This window comes from Rhodococcus sp. M8 (genome assembly GCF_015654185.1).
GTDB classification, from domain to species: Bacteria; Actinomycetota; Actinomycetes; order Mycobacteriales; family Mycobacteriaceae; genus Rhodococcus; species Rhodococcus aetherivorans.
Map to the genome: position 1 here is coordinate 4,461,611 of NZ_CP064065.1, position 21,286 is coordinate 4,482,896.

Below are 21,286 nucleotides of genomic sequence, written 5' to 3' on the forward strand. Positions count from 1 at the left end.
TGCACTTTAGCGTGATTTTGATCTAAGTTGATAGCGCAGATTTGATCGAAATGGTCGGCGGAGGGAGCGGGAAATGGCGTTGACGGCGCAGCAGTGTGACCGGGCGGTGGGGGTGCTTCTCGCGACGGCGGCGGGGGACGCCCTCGGTGCCGGCTACGAGTTCACTCATCCCGCCGCCGACGCGGTGATCGACATGATCGGCGGGGGCGTGTTCGGCTGGGAACCGGGGGAGTGGACCGACGACACCGCGATGGCCGTCGCCGTCGCCGAGGTCGCGGCCACCGGCGTCGACCTCGGCGGCGCAGCAGGTCTCGACGCGGTGGCCGCGCAGTTCGTGCGGTGGTTCGACTCCGGCCCGAAGGACATCGGCAACCAGACCCGCGCCGTGCTCTCGCATCGCCCCGCCGGCGCCGCGGCGATGCAGGCCCGCGCGCGCGCGCTGACCGGTCGCAAGGGCGGCAACGGCGCCCTCATGCGGACCGCCCCGGTCGCCCTGTCCTATCTCGGCTCGGGCGACGCGGACGCTGCCGTCGCCGCCGCCGGGGAGGTGGCGCTGCTGACCCACGACGACCCGCAGGCGGTTCAGGCCTGCCGGCTGTGGACGTATGCGATCCGCCACGCCGTCCTGCACGGCACCTTCGACGGTGTCCGCGGCTACCTGCAGGTCTGTCCCGCCGACGTCGCCGGTTACTGGGCTCCGCTGCTCGACCGGGCCGAGCACGGCACGCCCGGCGACTTCGCGAACAACGGATGGACCGTCCACGCCCTGCAGACCGCGTGGTGGGCGATCAGCACCACCGACGATTCCGACGCCGGGCACCTGCAGCGTGCCCTCGAGGCCGCGGTCCGCGCCGGCGGTGACACCGACACCACCGCCGCCATCGCGGGCGGACTGCTCGGCGCCCGCTGGGGAGCCTCGGCGGTCCCCGATCGGTGGCGGCGCATCCTGCACGGCTGGCCCGGGCACACCGCGCACGACCTGAACCACCTGGCCACGGACGCCGCGCGGAAGGGATACGACCGCCGCGCCGCCGTCTCCGCTCACCCCACCGAACTCCAGGAGCAATCGTGACTCTGATCGACGTCGTCCACGGCGACATCACCACCCAGCGCGTCGACGCGATCGTCAACGCCGCCAAGTCCTCCCTCCTCGGCGGCGGCGGCGTCGACGGCGCCATCCATCACGCCGGCGGTCCGGAGATCCTCGCCGCCTGCAAGGCCCTGCGCGCGACGACGCTGCCCAACGGTCTGGACGTGGGCGCGGCGGTGGCCACCACCGCAGGAAAGCTCCCGGCGCGCTGGGTGATCCACACCGTCGGGCCGATCTACTCGCCTCACGAGGACCGCTCGCACCTGCTGCGGTCGGCGTACATCCGCAGCCTTGCCGTCGCCGACACCCTCGGCGCCCGGACCGTCGCGTTCCCGTTGATCTCCGCCGGTGCCTACGGCTGGCCGAAGGAAGACGCGATCCGGCAGGCGGTCACCGCCCTGACCGCCGCCCGGACCGCGGTCGAGATCGTCACGCTCGTCGCGTACGACCGGAGCGTCGCCGAACTGATGCGCCGCACCCTGGCGTAAGGCGCTGGAGCCGGCGGCCGAATGTCACACGCGTTCAATTGGATCGAATGCGTGTGACATTCGGCCGCGGCGATCCTGCGGCGCTCAGGACATCGACGGTTCCTGCGACGGCAGGGTGAACACACAACTCTCCCCGGCCCCGAGTTCGCACACCTGGCCGTCGAGACCCACCCGGACGGGGCCGTGGAACCCTTCGGGCTGAGCGAGCACCGTCAACTCGTTGCCGACGATGCGCACCCGCAGTGGCGTGCCCCGGAACCGGATCGAGAAGGACACGCCGTCGAGCCGGTCCACCAGCCGGGGCCGGAACAGCAGCACGCCCTTGTAGACCCGGGCCCCGACGAAGCTGCTCTGGAGCAGGTCCAGCGTGCCGGACATGACCCCCATGTGGATGCCTTCCTTGGTGGTTCCGCCCTGTATGTCACTGACGTCGCTCTCGAGAGCCACCATGAAGCGCTCCCACGAACTGGGCGGGTGGATGTCGGCGAGCACGCCGGCGAACGTGACGTGGCTGAGCGTCGACCCGTGCGAGGTCCGTTGGTCGTAGTACTCGATGGTGCGCCGGGCCAGTTCCTGGTCGTACGGATAACCCAGCCGCTCGAACGTCGCGTGCAACTCGTCGTCGTCGAACAGGAAGAACAGCATCACCGTGTCGGCCTGCTTGGCCATCTTGAACCGGTTCGGATCCTCGCCCTCCGCCCGGAGGATGCGATCGAGCCGCTGGATGTTGGGGTAGGCGGCACGGTAGTGCTCCCAATCGAGCTCCTCGAGCTCGTCGTAGCCCTCGAACTGGCTGATGACCCCCTCGTGGAAGGGCACGAACATCCGCCGGCTCATGTCGTCCCACGTGTGCAGCTCCTCGTCGGTCACCGCGAGCTGGGCGAGCAGGGCGCTGCGGCGGCTGGCCGAGAGCGAGTCGAGCACCGACGGCACCGTCGCCATGATCCAGGCCACCATGACGTTGGTGTAGGCGTTGTTGCGCAGTCCGTCCTCGGACGCGCCGGGATGGCGCTCGTGGAACTCGTCCGGCCCCATCACACCGTGGATCTCGTAGCGTTCGCGCTCGGGGTTGAAGTGGGCGGTCGACGCCCAGAATCGGGCGATCTCGAGCATGAGCTCGGCGCCGTAGTCGGCCAGGAACTCCGTGTCGTCGGTCGCCTGCAGGAAGCGCCACACGTTGTAGAAGATCGCCGCGTTGACGTGCCGCTGATTGCGGCTGAGGTCTGGATCCCACTGTCCGGAAAGGGGATTGAGATGGACGGCCTGGGTCTCCTCGGTGCCGTCGCTGCCGCTCTGCCAGGGGAACATCGCACCGCGGTACCCGGCCTCCTCGGCCGCGGCCTGGGCCTCCGACAGCCGTCGGTACCGGTAGAGCAGCAGGCTCCGGGTCACCTCCGGCATCCGCAGGTTCAGGAAGGGGTAGATGTACATCTCGTCCCAGAACACGTGCCCCCGGTAGGCCTCCCCGTTGAGGCCCCGCGCCGGCACCCCGACGTCGTGCCGCGCCGTGTGCCGGGAACAGACCTGCAGCACGTGCGCCACGTGGAGCCGCAGCAGCAGGTGGGCGCGCGGCTCGCTGGGCAGCCGGACGTCGCAGATGTCCCACAGCTCGTCCCACGCCGCCTCGTGCTCGGCGTACGCGGCGGCGAAGTCGGGGTACCGCAGCACGTGCCGGCCGGACGCGGCCAGCGCCTCGGTGATCGCATTGTCCCGGGAGGTGAACAACGAGACCATCTTCTCCACGCGTGTCGGCCGGCCCTCCTCGACATCGAAGCAGAGCACCTGCTGGATGTAGTCCTCCATCTGGTACAGCGAGCGGTCCACCTCCACGGGTCCGTCGTCGTAACCTTCCCCGCGGAAGACCCGGGTGCGTGCGGCCTCGGCGACGTAGATGTCGGACTGGCGGGTCTGCACCCGCAGGGCGATCGTCTCGGTGCCGAACGTGCGCGGGGACACCGGATCCAGATGGCGCCCTTCGAGCTGCCGGTAGCGGGCGACGATCTGGTTCGTGACGCGACCGTCCAGCGCGGAGACCACCTCGATCTGCCCCGACCAGTTCTCCGGGACGAGCGTCCACTCGATCCCGGCCTGGTGGCTGTGGGCCATGCTCACGAAGCGGCGGCTCCGCAGCGTCGTCTCCCGCCCGAAGCGGTCCCGGAACCGCAGCTCGCGCATCACCGTGGCGAGCCGGATGTCGTAGGTGTGCCGGTAGGACAGCACGTCGACGTTGTCGAGCCGGACCGCGTCCTGGCCCTCGATGCGCAGCTTGAGGACGAGCCAGTTGGACACGTTGACCAGGTCCTCGTTGAGTACCGGGCGTCCGCCCATGATCGTGGTCTCGCGGTTGTAGATCCCGTGCACATAGGTGCCGGGATAGTGGATGGGGCTCATGTCCTCCCACTCGGCGGTGCCGCGCGTGCAGAAGTAGCCGTTCCCGGTGGAGGTCAGCGCCTCCCGCAGTCCCTCCGACGCGCTGTCGAACCGGTCGTAGTCGAGCTCGAACTTCGGCTCCTGCACGACGTTCCCTCCCGGACTCCCGTGGCGTGGTCCGCGATCACCGCGCCAGTGCGGTCAGAAAGCGCTCCACCTCGTCGACGGAGGAGAGCACGAACTCGGCGGCCGTGGTCCGGCCTGCCATCTCCGGATCGTCCGCCCGGCCGACGAGGATGCCGATCCCACGTCCGCGCAGCGCCCGGAAGGCGTCCTCGTCGGTGATGTCGTCGCCCAGGTACACCGGTACGGTGCCGGCGGAGTCGAGGTCGAGCACCTCGATCAGGTACAGCACGGCTCGGCCCTTGTCCCAGTCGACGGCGGGCGCGAGCTCGTACACCATCTTCCCCGGGGTGACCTTCAGCTCGCCGCGGTACTCGGAGAGCAGCCCCTGCACGACCGTCGCGATCCGGTTCCGGTCGGCGGGTTCGGCGAGCCGATAGTGCACGGCGACCGACGCCCGTTTGGGCTCCACCAGCGCCCCGGGGATCGCCCCGATCTCGGTGCGGAGCCGGTCGGTCACCGCCGCGACGAGGTCCGCGAACCGAGCGACGCGGTCGTCGGAGACGGAGCCGCGTTGCGGGGTCCAGATGTCGAAGCCGTGGCTGCCGGCCACCACCAGGTCGTCGATACCCATCAGCTGCTGCACCACCGCCCGGTCCCGGCCGGTGACGACGCATACCGGGCAGCGTGACGCGAGTTCCCGGACCACGGTGCGCATGCCGTCCGAGATCACCGCGTCCTCCGGTCGCGGCACGATCGGAGTGAGTACTCCGTCGTAGTCCAGGAACACCGCCGGCCGGCACTCCGCCAGCCGACGGGTCAGGCTTTCGTTCCCCAGCGCGCGAGGCAGATCGCGGACCGAAGTTTCCTCCATCATCGGGGCACCCCCTGTGGCGCGGCGGACGCCGCGCCTGCGGCACGGCCACGGTCTACCCTTCCACTGTAGGACCGTGTCGTGGGACGAGGGGGGTATCCCGTCCGTACCCGCAGTACGGGTGTGGGCACTACGACGGCCCGCGGGTTCGTAGACTTCAGCCATGACGTCCGGCGCAATGTTCGACCCCGCCGACGTGCAGCGCGCCGTTGCGGCACTGCACACGCCGGACATCGACCGGTGGGCCCACCGCTTCGAACTGTTATCCGACGTGAACCGGCTGCGCTTGTTGCTGTGCCTGCACCACGCGCCGGGCATCTGTGTCACGGACCTTGCCGCAGCCTTGGAGATGACCGGCACCGCGGTGTCCCACGCGCTGCGCCTGCTGCGCAACCAGGGCTGGGTGGCGGCGGAGCGTGAGGGTCGTATGGTGCGGTACCGCCTCGTGGACGAGACGGTCCACGAGTTGCTGCATTCGATCGGCGCGACCCACCAGCACGCCGGGCACACGCACCCGGACCGTGACCACGCCGCCCCGGAGAACGGAAGCATCTGATTCCGCGTCCCCGGGGCGGGCCCGCGGCCTATCGTGAAGACGAGCCCGTGAGGTGGGCGGAGTGGGGCCGCGATGCATGAATTGTCGATCGCGCAGAGCGTCGTGGACGCGGTGTGCGAGCACGCCGGCGACCGTCGCGTGCACAGTGTGCGCGTCGCGGTGGGAGCGCTGTGTGCCGTGATCCCCGACTCGATGCTGTTCTGCTTCGAGCTGGTCACGGTGGGCACCGTCGCGGAAGGTGCACGGTTGGACATCGAGACGCCCGCCGGTGTCGGGCACTGTCGGGACTGCGGGACCGAATTCGCACTGTTCGATCCGATTCTGTTGTGCTCCTGCGGAAGTGCCGATGTCGAAGTGCGGTCGGGCCGCGAGCTTCGCATCGTGTCGATGGAGGTGAGCTGAAGCGATGTGTGCCACCTGTGGCTGTGACGACGAGGCGGGGCCGCGGATCACGGTGCCGCACGCGCACGACCTTCCCCACGGCCACGAGCACGGCCACGAGCACGGCCACGAGCACGGCCACGGCCACGGCCACGAGCACGGCCACGGCCACGAGCACGACCGTGCGCCCGTGCAGACCGAGACCGTCACTCTGGAACAGCAGGTGCTCGCGAAGAACGACCTGCTCGCCGAGCGTACGCGAGGGTGGCTCGCGGGTCGCGGCGTGACGGCGATCAACGTGATGAGTTCGCCGGGGGCCGGCAAGACCACCCTGCTCGAACGAACGATCCGTGAGCTGTCCGGCTCCGCGCCGATCGCGGTGATCGAGGGCGACCAGGAGACCCTGCTCGATGCCGAGCGCATCCGCTCGACGGGATGCGCCGCGGTGCAGGTCAATACCGGTGCCGGATGCCATCTCGACGCGCAGATGATGCACGACGCGCTCACCGCCCTGGATCCGGCTCCGGGAACGCTGTTGTTCGTGGAGAACGTGGGGAATCTGGTGTGCCCGGCCCTCTTCGATCTGGGGAGCAGGCCAAGGTGGTGCTCATCTCGACGCCGGAGGGAACGGACAAACCGCTCAAGTACCCGCACATCTTCGCGGTCGCCGATCTCGTCGTCGTCAACAAGGTCGACCTGCTGCCGTATGTCGACTTCGAACTCGAAACCTGTGTCCGCCACGCCGGATCGGTCAACCCCGGCGTGGAGGTGCTTGCGGTGTCGGCCACCACGGGGGAGGGCATGGAGGCGTGGTACCGCTGGATCGCCGACCGCCGGTCGGGACGATCATGATTCGTTGACATCCCTCCGGAACGGGGCGTTAATAGAGAAAGCGCCGCGCAAGTGGGCCGAGGGTCGACTCCTGCGGCGCAGGAGCGTGGGGCGCTCCGGAAGGTGGTCGGCATGCCCACACCCGAGGCCCAGGCGGCCGAAGAGGCCTTGATCCACGTGTTGTGGATCAACGCCGGGCTCAGTTGCGACGGCGATTCCGTGGCTCTCACCGCCGCCACGCAACCCAGTGTGGAAGAGATTGCACTCGGCGCGCTGCCGGGGCTGCCGAAGGTCGCGGTGCATTGGCCGCTGATCGATTTCGAATGCGGCCCCCAGGGTGGTGCGGACGACTTCCTCGAATGGTTCCGCAAGGCGGACCGCGGCGAGCTCGAGCCGTTCGTGCTGGTGGTCGAGGGTTCGATCCCCAACGAGAAGCTGCACGACGAGGGGTACTGGTCCGGCTTCGGCAACAACGAAGAGACCGGGCAACCGATCACCACCAGCGAGTGGCTCGACCGGCTGGCGCCGAAGGCCACGGCGATCGTCGCGGCGGGCACCTGCGCCACGTACGGCGGCATTCACGCCATGGCCGGTAACCCGACCGGCGCGATGGGCGTGCCCGACTACCTGGGCTGGGAATGGAAGTCGAAGGCGGGTATCCCGATCGTGTGCGTGCCGGGATGCCCCATCCAGCCGGACAACCTGTCCGAGACGCTGACCTACCTGCTGTACCAGGCGACGAATCAGGCGCCGATGATCCCGCTGGACGAGGCGCTGCGGCCGCAGTGGCTGTTCGGCATCACCGTCCACGAGGGCTGCGATCGCGCCGGGTACTACGAGCAGGGCGACTTCGCCACCGAGTACGGCTCCCCGAAGTGCATCGTGAAAATCGGCTGCTGGGGGCCGGTTGTCAAATGCAATGTCCCCAAAAGGGGTTGGATGAACGGAATCGGCGGATGCCCCAACGTCGGGGGTATCTGCATCGGCTGCACGATGCCCGGCTTCCCGGACAAGTTCATGCCGTTCATGGACGAGCCGCCCGGGGGGAAGCTCTCGACGCGGGCGGTCGGCGTGTACGGCTCGGCCGTGCGGCAGCTGCGGAGCCTGACGAAGAGCACATTGGACAAGGAGCCGTCCTGGCGTACGCCCGGTACGGAACTCACCACCGGCGCGACCCGTACCTGGTAGTCCCGCCCCGAGAGAGGCAGCCCGATGACAGCCACCGTCCCCGATCCCGCCGCCGGCAGCAACCTGGTGGAGATGGCGTGGGATCCGATCACCAGAATCGTGGGCAGTCTGGGTATCTACACGAAGATCGACTTCGCGAACCGCGAAGTGGCCGAATGTCACAGCACCTCGTCGATCTTCCGTGGCTACTCGCTGTTCATGAAGGGCAAGGACCCGCGCGACGCGCATTTCATCACCAGCCGCATCTGCGGCATCTGCGGGGACAACCACGCCACCTGTTCCTGTTATGCGCAGAACATGGCGTACGGCGCCAGGCCGCCGCACCTCGGGGAGTGGATCGTCAACCTCGGTGAGGCCGCGGAATACATGTTCGACCACAACATCTTCCAGGAGAACCTGGTGGGGGTCGACTACTGCGAGAAGATGGTCTCCGAGACCAATCCGGGGGTGCTGGCGAAGGCCGAGAACACCCGGGCCCCCCGGGCGGACCAGCACGGCTACCGCACGATCGCGGACATCATGCGCTCGCTCAACCCGTTCACCGGCGAGTTCTACCGCGAGGCACTGCACGTGAGCCGCTCGACCCGGGAGATGTTCTGTCTCATGGAGGGTCGCCACGTGCACCCGTCCACCCTGTACCCGGGCGGTGTCGGCACGGTCGCCACGATCCAGCTGATGACCGACTACCTGACCCGGCTCATGCGCTACGTCGAGTTCATGAAGAAGGTCGTGCCCATGCACGACGACCTGTTCGACTTCTTCTACGAGGCGCTGCCGGGGTACGAGAAGGTGGGGCTGCGGCGCACCCTGCTCGGGTGCTGGGGTTCGTTCCAGGACCCGGAGACGTGCAACTTCGCCTACCGGGACATGGAGGACTGGGGCCGGAAGATGTTCGTCACCCCGGGGGTGGTCGTCGACGGCAAGCTGGTGACGACCTCGCTGGTGGACATCAACCTGGGCCTGCGCATCCTGCTCGGTTCCTCGTACTACGAGGACTGGACGGATCAGGAGATGTTCGTGAAGACCGATCCGCTGGGCAATCCGGTGGACCGTCGCCATCCCTGGAACCAGCACACCAATCCGAGACCGCAGAAACGCGATCTCGAGGACAAGTACAGCTGGGTGATGTCGCCCCGCTGGTTCGACGGCACCGACTACCTGGCCCTCGACACCGGAGGCGGGCCGCTGGCCCGGTTGTGGTCGACGGCGCTGGCCGGGCTTGTCGACATCGGCTACGTCAAGTCCACCGGGTCGAGCGTGCAGATCAACCTCCCCAAGACCGCGCTGAAGGGGCCGGTGACGTTGGAGTGGAAGATCCCGCAGCACGGCAGCAACACCCTCGAACGCAACCGGGCCCGCACCTACTTCCAGGCCTACGCCGCCGCGTGCGCCCTCCACTTCGCCGAGAAGGCGCTGGTAGAGATCCGGGCCGGCCGCACCAAGACCTGGGAACCGTTCGAGGTCCCCGACGAGGGCATCGGCTGCGGGTTCACCGAGGCGGTGCGCGGCGTTCTCTCGCATCATCTGGTGATCCGCGACGGGAAGATCGCCAACTACCATCCGTATCCGCCGACACCGTGGAATGCCAGCCCGCGCGACAGCTACGGCACACCCGGCCCGTACGAGGATGCGGTGCAGGGGCAGCCGATCTTCGAGGAGAACGACCGCGAGCACTTCAAGGGCATCGACATCATGCGCACCGTGCGCAGTTTCGACCCGTGCCTGCCCTGCGGGGTGCACATGTACCTCGGAGACGGGAAGACCCTCGAGAAACTGCACTCGCCGACCCAGTCGGTCACCGGGGAGTGACGGATGGAGCGATGGCGGGAGTCGGGTGAACGTATCGAGGCACTGCTGGACGCGAGCTCCGCGGCCGGGCCGGCGGCGCGCGAACGGGCCGAGGACCTGGTCCGGGAGGTGATGGGACTCTACGGGGCGGGACTCGCCGGAATCTGCGACGCGCTGGCCCGGTATCCCGGCGCGATGGACGACCTGGCCCGCGACGACCTGGTCGCCAGTCTGCTGCTGATCCACGGGCTGCACCCGCACGACGTGGAGACCCGGGTGCGCACGGCGCTGGACGGGGTGCGCCCGTACCTCGGGTCGCACGGCGGGGACGTCGAGCTGGTCGCGATCCGCGACGACGTGGTCCGGTTGCGTCTGCTCGGCAGCTGCCACGGATGCCCGTCGTCGGCGGTGACCCTGGAGCTGGCCGTGCAGGACGCGGTGCGGGCGGCGGCGCCGGAGATCACCGAACTCGAGGTCGAGACCGCCGGGTCCACGGGGCAAGGACTCATTCCCGCGGCGGCGCTGTTCACCCGGGTGCATTCCGATGTTCGTGGAACATGGTGTGCGGCGCCGGAACTCGACGAGATCCCGGAAGGTGAGGTCGGCGGCTTCGTCGTCGCCGGACTGCCGGTTCTGGTGTGCCGCGTCGCCGGTGAGCTCCTCGCCTACCGGGACCGGTGCCCGGTCTGCACCCACGCGTTCGCCGGCGCGGCGCTGCACCGGCGGGCCGGGGCCGGGGCGGACGCGGCGGTGCTGCGGTGCCCGACCTGTGCGGCGCACTTCGACGTGCGCGGTGCCGGGGTCCGGCTCGACGCGGGCGACGAACACCTCGAACCGGTGCCGGTGCTGGTGCGGGACGGCGTGCTGTCGGTGGCCGTGCCCGCCGGGGTGGCGTGATGCCGTCCCCCTTCGAGGTCCTGCAGCGTATCGCCGCACCTCGGCCGGCGGGGGAGCGCTGCGAGATGTGCGCCGTGGGCATCGGCGACGGGCACGGGCACGTCGTCGACGTGCAGGCACGCCAGCTGATGTGCGTGTGCCGGGCCTGCTGTCTGCTGTTCACCGATCCCGGGGCGGAACTGCGCTACCGGGCGGTGCCGGAGCGGTACCTGTCCTTCCCGGAGTTCGCGCTCACCCCCGGCGCCTGGGCGAGCCTCGAGATCCCGGTGAACCTGGCGTTCTTCTTCCGGAATTCGACCCTGGGCCGGACCGTCGCGTTCTATCCCGGCCCGGCCGGCGCGACCGAATCGGAGCTGCCGCTCGACGCCTGGGAGGCGCTGTGCGGCGGCAACCCGTCGCTCGTGGCCCCGCTGCCGGACGTCGAGGCGCTGCTCGTGCGGGTTCCGCGACGGGGCGCCGCCGACTGCCATCTGGTGCCCATCGACGCCTGCTACGCGCTGGTCGGCCGGCTGCGGCGGGTCTGGCGCGGCTTCGACGGCGGCACCGATGCCCGTGCCGAGCTCGACGCCTTCTTCGCGGAGGTCGCCCGGCGGAGCCGTCCCGTCCCGGCGAGGGGGCAGGCGTGACCGCCCTGGACTTCACGGTCGTCGACATCGCTCCCGAACCGTATGCCGCCACCCCGAGCCTCTCGGCGCGCCTCCGGATCCGGGAAACCACGGGTGCGCCGGTGCACAGCGTGGCGCTGCGCTGCCAGGTGCGCCTGGAACCGGCCCGCCGACGCTACGGTCCGGACGCCGAGGCCGCCCTGGGAGACCTGTTCGGCACCCGCGACCGGTGGGGCAGCACCCTCTCCTCGTTCGCGTGGTTGCAGACGTCCACGATGGTGCCGGGCTTCGACGGCGAGTGCGAGACGGCACTGCCGCTGCCGTGCACGTACGACTTCGAGGTCGCGGCCGCCCGGTATCTGCACGCCCTCGGCGACGGCGCGGTGCCGCTGCTGCTGCTGTTCAGCGGGACGGTGTTCGGCCGCGGCGGCGGCGGGGTGGCTGTCGAGCCGGTGCCGTGGGATCGCGAGGCCCGCTACGACCTGCCGGTCTCGGTGTGGCACGAGATGATCCGCAGCCACTTCCCCGGCACTGGGTTCGCCCGCATGGGGCACGACACGCTGGCCGCGCTGACCCGGTACAAGGTGGCGCACGGGCACACCGATCTCGACGCGGCGGTCACCGAACTGCTCGCCGCGGCCGAGGCGAGGCCGGCCGCGGCGACCGGCGCGGGGGAGGCGGCGTCGTGACCGTGCAGGGACAGGCTGATCGGGTGCGAGCGGTGGCCGACGCTGTGCTGTACGAGGGGTACCTGTTGTACCCGTACCGGGCGAGTTCCCGTAAGAACCACTCCCGCTGGCAGTTCGGTGTGCTCGGCCCGCCCGGCGCCGCCGCCGCGGGGATCGGCGAGGAGCCGGCGCTGGCCACGCAGTGCGTGCTGCGCCCACTGCGCGCCGACGCCACGATCGACGTGGTCGTGCGGTTCCTGCAACTGCAGACCCGCACGGTGCAGCGCCGCGACGGCGACGACTACATCACCGTGGCCGAACTGACCGTCGCGGGCCGCTCGTGGATCGGGTGGGACGAGGCCGTGGAATGCGAGATTCCCCTCGGGCCGCTGCCGGTCACCGAACTCGCCGTCCCGCCTACGGTTCCGGTCGCCGTTCCCGGCGGTGCGGACATCGAACTGCTCACCGCCGCGGACGGTGCCGTCACCGGCCGGGTGGTACGCACGCGGTGGCCGGTGCACGCCGTCGTCCGTGTGGAGCGGGGTCCGTCCGCCGGAACCGGTGCGCCGATGCGCCTGGATCTCGCCGTCGAGAACACCGGCGACGCACCCGTGGACGCCGCCGACGCGCTGCGACGGTCGCTGATCGGGGCGCATCTGATCCTCGCCGCCCGCGGCGGGCGGTTCGTCTCGCTGCTCGAGCCGCCCGCCGACGTCGCCGGCCTCGCGGACGAGTGCGCACACACCCGGTGTTTCCCGGTCCTCGCCGGCGACGCCGACCCCGCCACACCCGGCGAGTCCGCCACGCTGCTGGTGTCCCCGATCATCCTGTACGACCATCCGCAGGTCGCCGAGCAGAGTGGCGGGGACCTGTTCGACGCCACCGAGATCGACGAGATCCTCACCCTGCGGGTCCTGACCCTGACCGACGAGGAGAAGGCCGAGGCGCGGGCCACCGACCCCCGGGCCGCGCAGATCGTCGAACGCTGCGAGACGATGACCCCCGCCGAGATGCAGGCCCTGCACGGCATCCTGCGGGACCCGCACCGCGAGGGCGGGCTGATTCCAGAACTGCCCGACGGCGTCGACTGGTGGACCCCCGAGGCGGACACCAGCGTCCGGCCCGAGACGGACGGGGTGCTGATCGGTGGGATGCGGGTCGCGCAGGGCAGCCTGGTGCGGCTGCACCCGTCGCGCCGGGCCGACGCGCAGGACCTGTTCTTCCGGGACCGGGTGGCGCGCGTGGCCACCGTGCACGCCGACGTCGACGGCGAGACCCACGTCGGGGTCGTCCTCGTCGACGATCCGGCCGCGGACCTGCACGACTGGTACGGGCGCTACCTGTACTTCGCGCCCGACGAACTCGAGCCGCTCGGGAGGAAAGAGGAGCCATGAGATTCATCGGAATGCTGGCCACCGCGGCACTGGCCGCCGCGGTGATCGGCGGGGTGGTCGTGACGGTGCAGTCGCTGCCGGACATCCAGCGGTACCTGCGGATGCGCAGGATGTGACGTGGTGCGGATCCTGGTGGCGGGCATCGGCAACATCTTCCTCGGCGACGACGGCTTCGGCCCCGAGGTGGTGCGGCGGATCCCGGCCGACACACCCGGAACCCGGGTGGTGGACTACGGGATCCGCGGCATGCACCTGGCCTACGACCTGCTCGACGGGTGGGACGCGCTCGTGCTCGTCGACGCCGTCCCCGGGGCCGGCGAGCCGGGTGCCGTGCGGGTCTTCGAAGCCGACACCGCCACGCGGAGGCCGGCGGGAGTCGACGCGCACGCCATGGACCCGGCCGCGGTGTTCGCGAGCCTCGAGGCGCTCGGCGGGCAGGCGCCCCCCACCGTGGTGGTGGGCTGCCAGGTGGCGGCGGTCGAGGAGGGCATCGGGCTGTCCCCGGCGGTCGCCGCGGCCGTCGGCCCGGCCGTCGATGCCGTCCGGCGCACCGTGCGCCGCCTGCGTGCGCAGGCGCCGCCGGCGGGAGCCGCGGTCGCCGGGGACGAGGGCTGAGCGGTGTGCCTCGGCATCCCGGGACGGGTGATCCGGCGGCTCGACGGCTACGCCGGGCAGCTCGCCCTCGTCGACGTGGCCGGCGAGGAGCGCAAGGTGAACGTCGGCATGCTCGACGACCCGGACCTCGCGCCCGGCGACTGGATCGTCATCCACATGGGCTTCGCGATGGATCGGGTCGACGAGGCCGGCGCGCGGCGCGCGATGGAAGGGCTCGAACTGATGGGACGGCCCCGGGACGAACCGGGAGCGGCGCCGTGAACCCCGTGGCCGAGCGACGGCGCCTGGTGGTGCGTGGCGTGGTGCAGGGCGTCGGCTTCCGGCCGTTCGTCGCCGGGCTGGCCCGCGAGTTGCGCCTGGGCGGGTACTGCGGCAACGACGACTCCGGGGTGTTCCTCGAGATCGAGGGTGCCGCTGCGGATCTGGACGAGTTCACCCGCCGCCTGCGCGACGACGCACCGCCGCTGGCCGTGCTCGTCGACGTGGCCGCCGCCCCGCGAATGCCGCGCGGCGAGGACGACTTCCGCATCGTCGAGAGTCACCACGCGGACGGGGCGCGCACCCTGGTCCCGCCGGACGTGGCGACGTGCGCCGACTGCCTGCGCGAGCTGAACGATCCCGCCGACCGGCGCTACCGGCATCCCTTCGTCAACTGCACCCACTGCGGGCCCCGCTACACGGTGATCACCGACCTGCCGTACGACCGGCCGGCGACGACCATGGCCCGGTTCCCCCTGTGCCCGGGTTGCGCCCGCGAATACACCGATCCCACGGACCGCCGCTACCACGCCCAGCCGATCTGCTGTCCGGACTGCGGGCCGCGGATCTTCGCCGTACGCGACGGCCGCCGGATCGACGGAGACGCGGAGGTGCTGGCCACGGTGCAGGCGGCGCTCGCCGCCGGGGACATCGTGGCGGTCAAGGGACTCGGCGGCTTCCATCTCGTGTGCGATGCCACGAACCCCACCGCGGTGAACCGGCTGCGGGAGCGGAAACACCGGCCGGACAAGCCGTTCGCCGTGATGGCGCCGGACGTCGCGGCCGTCGCCGCGGTGTGCCTGCTGTCCGCGGCCGAGCAGGCCGTGCTCACCGCGCCGGCCCGGCCGATCGTGTTGCTGCGGGCCCGTCCCGGCGCGGCCGTCGCCGACGCGGTCGCACCCGGACTCGACGAGCTCGGGGTGATGCTGCCGTACACGCCGCTGCACCACCTGTTGTTCGCGCCGGTGCCCGGGCACGGGAACGATGTGCCGCGGCTGCTGGTGGCGACGTCGGGAAACCTGTCCGGTGAGCCTCTCTGCTTCCGCAACGACGATGCCCTGGCCCGGCTCGGCGGCATCGCCGATCTGTTCCTGATGCACGACCGGGACATCGCGGTGCCGTGCGAGGACTCGGTGGTCGCGGTCGCCGACGGCGTGGAACTGCCGCTGCGGCGCTCACGGGGATTTGCGCCGATGCCGGTGCTGCTCGGCGGCGCGGCGCCGGTGGTCCTCGCGGTCGGCGCCGAGGTGAAGAACACCTTCTGCCTGACCCGGCAGGACTACGCCTTCTGTTCGGCGCATCTCGGGGACATGGGCACGGTGGAGAGCCGGCGCGCCTTCGAGGCGTCGGTCGCGCAGTTGACCGCCCTGCACCGCGTCACCCCCGAGGTGGTGGTGGCCGACGCGCATCCCGGCTACGCGACCCGGGAGTGGGCCGAACGCTACTGCGAGGACCACGACGTCGAGCTGCGCGCAGTGCAACACCACCACGCGCACGTCGCGTCTCTGCTCGCCGAGCATCGCCGACTCGGTACCCCCGTGCTGGGGATCGCGTTCGACGGCACCGGATACGGCTGCGACCGCACCGTCTGGGGCGGGGAGCTGCTGCTGGTGGGAGCGGATCCCCGCGACGCCCGGCGCGCCGGGCACCTGCGGTCGTTCCCGCTGCCCGGCGGCGACGTCGCCGTGCGCACCCCGGCCCGGGTCGCGCTGGCCGTGCTGCGGGAGGCCGGCATCGAGGAGATCGAGGACCTGCCGTGCGTGAGCGCGCTCGGTGCCGCCGAACGCGCCCTGGTGGACTCGCAGCTGGCGTCGGGCGTCGGCTGCGTGCGCACCACCAGCGCCGGCCGGCTGTTCGACGCGGTGGCCTCCGTGCTGGGGGTGCGGCACCGGATCAGCTACGAGGCGCAGGCCGCGATCGAACTCGAGGTGCTGGCGCGCACCGCCACGGATGCCGCGCCGGTGCATTCGTCGCTGCGGGGGGACGAGCTGGACTGGGCCGGCACGCTGGCCTGCCTCGTCGCCGGCGTCCGGCTCGGGGTCCCCGCCGCGGACCTCGCGGCGGGCTTCCACCGTGCGCTGGCATCGGCAACAGTGCGGTTGGCGGCCCGGATCGCCGATGCGGCGGAGGTACGCACCATCGGCCTGACGGGCGGCGTGTTCCAGAATCGGCTCCTGCTGGGCATGGTGCGAACTATGCTGCAGGACAGAGGGTTCGAGGTTCTGACACACAGGCGGGTGCCGCCGAACGACGGTGGCCTGTCGCTGGGGCAGGCCGCGCTCGGTGCCGCGTTCGCACGCAGCCGGGCCGTGGACCCTGCCGGGACGGGACGAGCGCGATGACATCGACACACGACACCGAGCCGATCGGCGCGGAACTCGCCGCCGACCTCGCCGCGACGGCGCTGAGCCTGGCCCGCCGGTTCCATGCCGGGGCGACCCTGTGGGTGGTGTCCCCGCAGTGGGAGCCGCACGCCCATCACGTGGCAGTCGAGTTCGTGCACCCCGTGATCATGGGTAAACGGGCGTTGCCGTCGGTGTCGCTCGTGGAGCCGGACCCGGTCGCCCAGTGCCGGGTCGCCGCCCGCCCCGGCGACGTCATCCTGGCGGTCGCCTCCGCCGATCAGCCGGCCGTGCGCGAGATCGCCCGGCGCGCATCCGCGTGGGGCACCGACACCATCTGGATCGGCTCCGGTCCGCGGCCCGCGCCCGGTGCGGCCACCCACGTGCTGTGGGTGGACTCGGACGATCCGATGGTGCCCGCCACCGGGCGGTTCGTGCTGCTGTACCACCTGCTGTGGGAACTGACGCACGTGTGCTTCGAGCATCCAGGCCTGCTCGCCGACCCGGGCTGCACCGACGAGGTGTGCGTGACCTGCAGCGACGAGGGACGGCTCGGCGAGGTGATGTGGCCGGCCGACGACACCGACGCCGCACCGGTGCGGACCGCGGCCGGCCGGGAGCGGGTCGACGTCTCGCTCCTCGGCGACGTCGCGCCCGGCGACCTGGTGCTGGTGCACGGCGGCGTCGCCCTCACCAGACTCGACGCGCCGGAACTCGATGCTGGGGAACTCGATGAGGGGGAACGGCTGTGAGCACCGAACCGGACGGCACCGACTTCCTGTACCCGTTCATCGACGCGCAGGAGCACGACGCCACCGCCCTGTTGCGCGACCTTGCGGAATCGGCCCGCGGCAAGGCGGCCGACAGCGCGCGTCTGCAACGGGCTTCGCTGGACGAATGGGGCGAGGACCTCGTCGCGGCGGGGCAGCGCATGGCCGAGCGTTTCGCTCGCGGCGGCCGGCTCTACACCTTCGGCAACGGCGGCAGCTCCACCGACGCGGCGACCCTGGCGACGCTGTTCAGCCGGCCGGCCCGGGGACGGCCGGTGCCGGCCTGGTCGCTCGCCGCGGACCAGGCGGTGGTGACGGCGCTCGGCAACGACGTCGGATTCGAGCTGATCTTCTCGCGGCAGATCATCGCGCACGCGCACGGCGACGACGTCGCGATCGCCCTGTCCACGTCCGGCAACTCCGACGACCTGATGACAGCGCTGGCGGAGGCGCGGCGGCGGGGACTGCTCACCATCGGATTCGCGGGGCACGACGGCGGCCGGATGGCCGCCACCGACGATCTCGACTTCTGCTTCACCATCCGCTCGCAGAGCATCCACCGGATCCAGGAGAGCCACGCCCTGATCGGGTACCGGCTGTGGTCGGCCGCGCAGGAACACCTGGCGCGCGCGGAATCGGCGACGGGAGGCGGACGGTGAGCACATCGGCCGAACGCGAGGACCGGGTCCTCGAACGGATCGAGGCGTTCCGGCGGCGCCGGCCGCGCCTGCGCGACACCGTGATCTCCCTCTCGCACGGCGCGGGGGGCAAGGCGTCCGCGGCACTGGTGGATTCGGTGTTCGTCGAGGCCTTCCGCAACACCGAACTCGAGCAGCTCGGCGACGCCGCCACCGTGCGCCTCGACTCCGGGGAGAGACTGTCGTTCTCGACGGACTCGTTCGTCGTCAAGCCGCTGTCGTTTCCGGGCGGCTCGATCGGGCACCTCGCCGTGCACGGCACGGTCAACGACCTCGCCGTGTCGGGCGCGCGGCCGCGGTGGCTGTCCGCGGCGTTCGTCATCGAGGAGGGCTTCGAGATCGCGCGGCTGCGCGAGATCGTCGCCGACATGGCTGCGGCCGCCACCCGGTCCGGGGTCGAGATCGTCACCGGCGACACCAAGGTGGTGGGCCGGGGCGCCGCCGACGGTCTCTACATCAGCACCGCCGGGGTCGGCCTGGTTCCCGCCGGGCGCCGCCTCGGGGCCGACCTGGTGCGCCCCGGCGACCGCGTGCTGATCTCGGGGACGCTCGGCGACCACGGCATGGCGGTGCTGCTGGCCCGCGGCGACCTGGCGATCGAAGCGGACATCGCCTCCGACACGGCGCCGGTGCACGAGCTGGTGGCGGCCCTGCTCGCAGCCGCGCCGTCGACCCGGTGGATGCGTGACCCCACCCGCGGTGGCGTCGGTACCGTCTGCAACGAGCTGGCGCAGGCCACCGGCCTGGCGGTGGTGCTCGACGAGGCCGCGCTGCCGATCCGGCCGACGGTGACCGGGGCGTGCGACATGCTCGGCATCGACCCGCTGTACGTCGCCAACGAGGGCAAGTTCGTCGCGGTCGTCGCCCCGGACGAGGCGGACGCCGCCCTCGCCGCACTGCGGGCGTGCCCTGGCGGCGGCGACGCCGCGGAGATCGGGGAGATCCTGGCCGAACCGGAGGGCATCGTCGCGTTGCGTACCGCGTTCGGGGGCAGCCGGATCGTGGACATGCTCGTGGGCGATCCGCTGCCCCGGATCTGCTGAGGTGAGGAGAGACGCAATGTGCCTGGGAATTCCCGGCCGGGTGGTCGACATGGTCGACCCCGCCCAGCACCTGGCGAAGGTGGACGTCAACGGCGTGCAACGCGCCATCAGCGTCCGGCTGCTCGCCGGCACCGGCCTGCAGGTCGGGGACTGGGTGCTGGTGCACGTCGGCTTTGCGATGGCCCGGATCGACGAGGACGAGGCGAAGCTGACCCTCGATCAGGTGCGGAAGATGGGCGTCGACTACGTCAACGAGATCGAAGCCTTCAACGCGTCCGAGATCGCGTGAGCACCGGATGAAAGGCGGAGCAGGATCATGAAATTCGTCGACGAGTTCCGCGACCCCGCCGCGGCGCGCGCCCTGGTGGCCTCGATCACCGACCTCGCCGCCGGGGAGGAGTTCAAGTTCATGGAGGTGTGTGGCGGCCACACCCACACCATCTACCGGCACGGCATCGAACATCTGCTGCCCGCGTCGGTGGAGCTGGTGCACGGCCCCGGCTGTCCGGTGTGCGTGATCCCCATGGGCCGCATCGACGACGCCATGTGGCTGGCCGAGCAACCGAACGTGGTGTTCACGACGTTCGGAGACATGATGCGGGTGCCCGGCTCGCGCGGGAACCTGCTCGAGGCCAAGGCCCGCGGCGCCGACGTCCGATTCGTGTATTCCCCGCTGGACGCCCTGAAGATCGCGGTGGACCACCCGGACCGGCATGTGGTGTTCTTCGCCGTCGGATTCGAGACCACCGCCCCTTCCACGGCGGTGACGCTCGTGCGGGCGAGACAGCTCGGCCTGAGCAACTTCACGGTGTTCTGCAACCACGTGACGATCGTGCCGCCGATCAAGGCGATCCTCGAGTCGCCGGATCTGCGGCTCTCGGGATTCCTCGGACCGGGGCACGTGTCGACCGTGGTGGGACTGCGTCCCTACCGCTTCGTCCCCGCCGTGTACGGAAAACCGATCGTGGTGGCCGGATTCGAGCCGCTCGACATCCTCGCCTCGGTGCACATGCTGCTGCGGCAGATACGGGACGGCCGGTGCGAGGTGGAGAACCAGTACAGCCGGGTGGTGCGGCCCGAGGGAAACGTGCAGGCACTACGGCTGATGGCGCAGACGTTCGCGCTACGGCCGCACTTCGAGTGGCGCGGCCTCGGATTCATCTCGCAGAGCGCGCTCGGCATCCACCCCGACTACGCGGATTTCGACGCCGAGCAGCGGTTCTCGATGCCCGGCCTGCGCGTCGCCGACCCGAAGGCATGTCAGTGCGGCGAGGTGCTCAAGGGCGTCATCAAACCGTGGGAATGCAAGGTCTTCGGCACGGCGTGCACGCCGGAGACCCCCATCGGCACCTGCATGGTGTCACCGGAGGGGGCGTGTGCCGCCTACTACAACTTCGGCCGGCTGCACCGGGACACCGCGGCGCTGGTGGGGCAACGCGGAACGGCCTGATCCGTGGCGGTGGTGACTGAGGGGCAGTGGTGACTGAGGGGCAGTGGTGACGGAGGGGCAGTGGTGACGGAGGGGCAGTGGTGAGGGAGGGGCAGTGGTGACGGAGGGGCAGTGGTGACGGAGGGGCAGCGGCTCTTCGCCCGTTACGCCCATGCGCCGAACGCACTCGGCTACTGCGGCCCGGCAGGGGCGGCGGCCCTCGAGGCCGCCGCGTGCGGGCACGGCGACGGCGCGGCGGTCGTGGCCGCCGCCCGGCGGTTCACCGGAGCATGGCCCTACCAGGATCTGATCGCGGCCCTGGCCGGCCGGACCGACCCCCTCGACGCAGAGGTGGTGCGCGCCTACTGGACCGGCAACGCCCTGACGGACCGGATCGATCCGGTGGAGTTCGGTACCCGGCTGCTCGAGCGGCTGGGCACGCAGGCGGGGCACTACTGGACCCACCTGACACCCGAACTGCTTGCCGAGGCGGCCCCGACGCACGCGTTCCACGTGCTGGGGGTGTACCCGTGGTCGCGACTGCTGACCACCGGGATGCCCCAGCCGGTCCAGGTTCTCGATTCCTGCAGGATCCGCTGGGGCACCGTCGTCGACGTCGGACCCGACACGGCGACGGTGCGCAGCCGCCGGCTCGAGTTCGACGGTGCCCGCCTGCGTCTCGGCGCGGAACGCGCCGAGACGGTACGGCGCCGCACCGGTGCGGGTGTGTTCGTGCCGGGACTGCAGCTCGGCGAACATGTTGCGCTGCACTGGGATTTCCTGTGCGACCGGCTCGAGGAGGAGGAGGTGGGCCGGCTGGAGGCCGCGACGGTGCGGCAGCTCGACCGCACCAACGGCCGGCTCGCCGCGGGGTGACG

General features: G+C 70.8%; 22 protein-coding genes and 1 pseudogene. 21 read left to right on the forward strand and 2 right to left on the reverse strand.

The window, feature by feature from the left end; all coding sequences use genetic code 11:
* Positions 1 to 73 precede the first annotated feature (73 nt).
* Together ISO16_RS20180 and ISO16_RS20185 are read left to right on the forward strand one after the other, a co-directional pair.
* Positions 74 to 1,072, forward strand: coding sequence for an ADP-ribosylglycohydrolase family protein (locus tag ISO16_RS20180; RefSeq protein WP_072634143.1), 999 nt, complete (start codon positions 74 to 76; stop codon positions 1,070 to 1,072).
* The gene (locus ISO16_RS20185) at positions 1,069 to 1,578 is read left to right on the forward strand and encodes an O-acetyl-ADP-ribose deacetylase (RefSeq protein ID WP_072634144.1); all 510 of its coding nucleotides are present in this window, start codon (positions 1,069 to 1,071) and stop codon (positions 1,576 to 1,578) included. The genes ISO16_RS20180 and ISO16_RS20185 overlap by 4 nt, the downstream gene beginning before the upstream one ends.
* A gap of 84 nt (positions 1,579 to 1,662) precedes the next feature.
* Here the strand turns inward: ISO16_RS20185 and ISO16_RS20190 are convergent, their stop codons facing one another.
* Together ISO16_RS20190 and otsB are read right to left on the reverse strand one after the other, a co-directional pair.
* Entirely contained in the window at positions 1,663 to 4,095 is a 2,433-nt protein-coding gene (locus ISO16_RS20190; protein WP_006942004.1) for a glycoside hydrolase family 65 protein, read from the reverse strand.
* Between the two features lie 37 nt (positions 4,096 to 4,132).
* Positions 4,133 to 4,945: a trehalose-phosphatase gene (gene otsB / locus ISO16_RS20195; protein WP_043801086.1), complete on the reverse strand. Its 813-nt coding sequence runs from the start codon at positions 4,943 to 4,945 to the stop codon at positions 4,133 to 4,135.
* Between the two features lie 178 nt (positions 4,946 to 5,123).
* Here otsB and ISO16_RS20200 point away from each other — a divergent pair, with 178 nt between their 5' ends.
* The 19 genes and pseudogenes from ISO16_RS20200 to ISO16_RS20285 all read left to right on the forward strand — a co-directional run bounded on the left by ISO16_RS20200 (position 5,124) and on the right by ISO16_RS20285 (position 21,284).
* Positions 5,124 to 5,501, forward strand: a complete 378-nt coding sequence (locus ISO16_RS20200; RefSeq protein WP_006942001.1) for an ArsR/SmtB family transcription factor — start codon at positions 5,124 to 5,126, stop codon at positions 5,499 to 5,501.
* A gap of 72 nt (positions 5,502 to 5,573) precedes the next feature.
* The gene (locus ISO16_RS20205; protein ID WP_006941999.1) at positions 5,574 to 5,903 is read left to right on the forward strand and encodes a hydrogenase maturation nickel metallochaperone HypA/HybF; all 330 of its coding nucleotides are present in this window, start codon (positions 5,574 to 5,576) and stop codon (positions 5,901 to 5,903) included.
* 4 nt (positions 5,904 to 5,907) lie between these two features.
* Positions 5,908 to 6,734 (forward strand): annotated as a pseudogene (hypB, locus tag ISO16_RS20210) (hydrogenase nickel incorporation protein HypB).
* A 111-nt stretch (positions 6,735 to 6,845) separates the two neighbouring features.
* Complete coding sequence (locus tag ISO16_RS20215; RefSeq protein ID WP_029547180.1) at positions 6,846 to 7,901, forward strand: hydrogenase expression protein HypE; 1,056 nt, start codon at positions 6,846 to 6,848, stop codon at positions 7,899 to 7,901.
* 24 nt (positions 7,902 to 7,925) lie between these two features.
* Entirely contained in the window at positions 7,926 to 9,710 is a 1,785-nt protein-coding gene (locus ISO16_RS20220) for a nickel-dependent hydrogenase large subunit (protein WP_029547181.1), read from the forward strand.
* 3 nt (positions 9,711 to 9,713) lie between these two features.
* The gene (locus ISO16_RS20225) at positions 9,714 to 10,586 is read left to right on the forward strand and encodes a NifU family protein (RefSeq protein ID WP_029547182.1); all 873 of its coding nucleotides are present in this window, start codon (positions 9,714 to 9,716) and stop codon (positions 10,584 to 10,586) included.
* Positions 10,586 to 11,212, forward strand: coding sequence for a DUF5947 family protein (locus tag ISO16_RS20230; protein ID WP_072634146.1), 627 nt, complete (start codon positions 10,586 to 10,588; stop codon positions 11,210 to 11,212). Before ISO16_RS20225 ends, ISO16_RS20230 begins: the two co-directional genes overlap by 1 nt.
* Entirely contained in the window at positions 11,209 to 11,880 is a 672-nt protein-coding gene (locus tag ISO16_RS20235; RefSeq protein ID WP_072634147.1) for a DUF6084 family protein, read from the forward strand. The genes ISO16_RS20230 and ISO16_RS20235 overlap by 4 nt, the downstream gene beginning before the upstream one ends.
* Positions 11,877 to 13,253 (forward strand): hypothetical protein, encoded by a 1,377-nt coding sequence (locus ISO16_RS20240; protein WP_072634148.1) that lies wholly within the window; start codon positions 11,877 to 11,879, stop codon positions 13,251 to 13,253. The genes ISO16_RS20235 and ISO16_RS20240 overlap by 4 nt, the downstream gene beginning before the upstream one ends.
* Positions 13,250 to 13,369, forward strand: a complete 120-nt coding sequence (locus ISO16_RS29115; protein ID WP_006941977.1) for a DUF6893 family small protein — start codon at positions 13,250 to 13,252, stop codon at positions 13,367 to 13,369. Before ISO16_RS20240 ends, ISO16_RS29115 begins: the two co-directional genes overlap by 4 nt.
* Before the next feature lies 1 nt (position 13,370).
* Positions 13,371 to 13,868: a hydrogenase maturation protease gene (locus tag ISO16_RS20245; RefSeq protein WP_072634149.1), complete on the forward strand. Its 498-nt coding sequence runs from the start codon at positions 13,371 to 13,373 to the stop codon at positions 13,866 to 13,868.
* Between the two features lie 3 nt (positions 13,869 to 13,871).
* Positions 13,872 to 14,129 carry a HypC/HybG/HupF family hydrogenase formation chaperone gene (locus ISO16_RS20250; protein ID WP_006941975.1) on the forward strand — a complete coding sequence of 86 codons (258 nt, stop codon included), beginning with the start codon at positions 13,872 to 13,874 and terminating at the stop codon, positions 14,127 to 14,129.
* Positions 14,126 to 16,468, forward strand: a complete 2,343-nt coding sequence (hypF, locus tag ISO16_RS20255; RefSeq protein ID WP_083662387.1) for a carbamoyltransferase HypF — start codon at positions 14,126 to 14,128, stop codon at positions 16,466 to 16,468. The genes ISO16_RS20250 and hypF overlap by 4 nt, the downstream gene beginning before the upstream one ends.
* A complete protein-coding gene (locus ISO16_RS20260; protein ID WP_072634150.1) occupies positions 16,465 to 17,220 on the forward strand; it encodes a HypC/HybG/HupF family hydrogenase formation chaperone in 756 nt (251 codons plus the stop codon). The genes hypF and ISO16_RS20260 overlap by 4 nt, the downstream gene beginning before the upstream one ends.
* A complete protein-coding gene (locus tag ISO16_RS20265; RefSeq protein ID WP_006941965.1) occupies positions 17,217 to 17,897 on the forward strand; it encodes a D-sedoheptulose-7-phosphate isomerase in 681 nt (226 codons plus the stop codon). The genes ISO16_RS20260 and ISO16_RS20265 overlap by 4 nt, the downstream gene beginning before the upstream one ends.
* Entirely contained in the window at positions 17,894 to 18,979 is a 1,086-nt protein-coding gene (hypE, locus tag ISO16_RS20270) for a hydrogenase expression/formation protein HypE (protein ID WP_006941964.1), read from the forward strand. The genes ISO16_RS20265 and hypE overlap by 4 nt, the downstream gene beginning before the upstream one ends.
* A gap of 16 nt (positions 18,980 to 18,995) precedes the next feature.
* The gene (locus tag ISO16_RS20275; protein WP_072634151.1) at positions 18,996 to 19,268 is read left to right on the forward strand and encodes a HypC/HybG/HupF family hydrogenase formation chaperone; all 273 of its coding nucleotides are present in this window, start codon (positions 18,996 to 18,998) and stop codon (positions 19,266 to 19,268) included.
* Between the two features lie 27 nt (positions 19,269 to 19,295).
* Positions 19,296 to 20,429 carry a hydrogenase formation protein HypD gene (hypD, locus tag ISO16_RS20280; RefSeq protein ID WP_006941958.1) on the forward strand — a complete coding sequence of 378 codons (1,134 nt, stop codon included), beginning with the start codon at positions 19,296 to 19,298 and terminating at the stop codon, positions 20,427 to 20,429.
* Positions 20,430 to 20,543: 114 nt separating this feature from the next.
* The gene (locus ISO16_RS20285; RefSeq protein WP_139310940.1) at positions 20,544 to 21,284 is read left to right on the forward strand and encodes a DUF6390 family protein; all 741 of its coding nucleotides are present in this window, start codon (positions 20,544 to 20,546) and stop codon (positions 21,282 to 21,284) included.
* Positions 21,285 to 21,286: the final 2 nt, after the last annotated feature.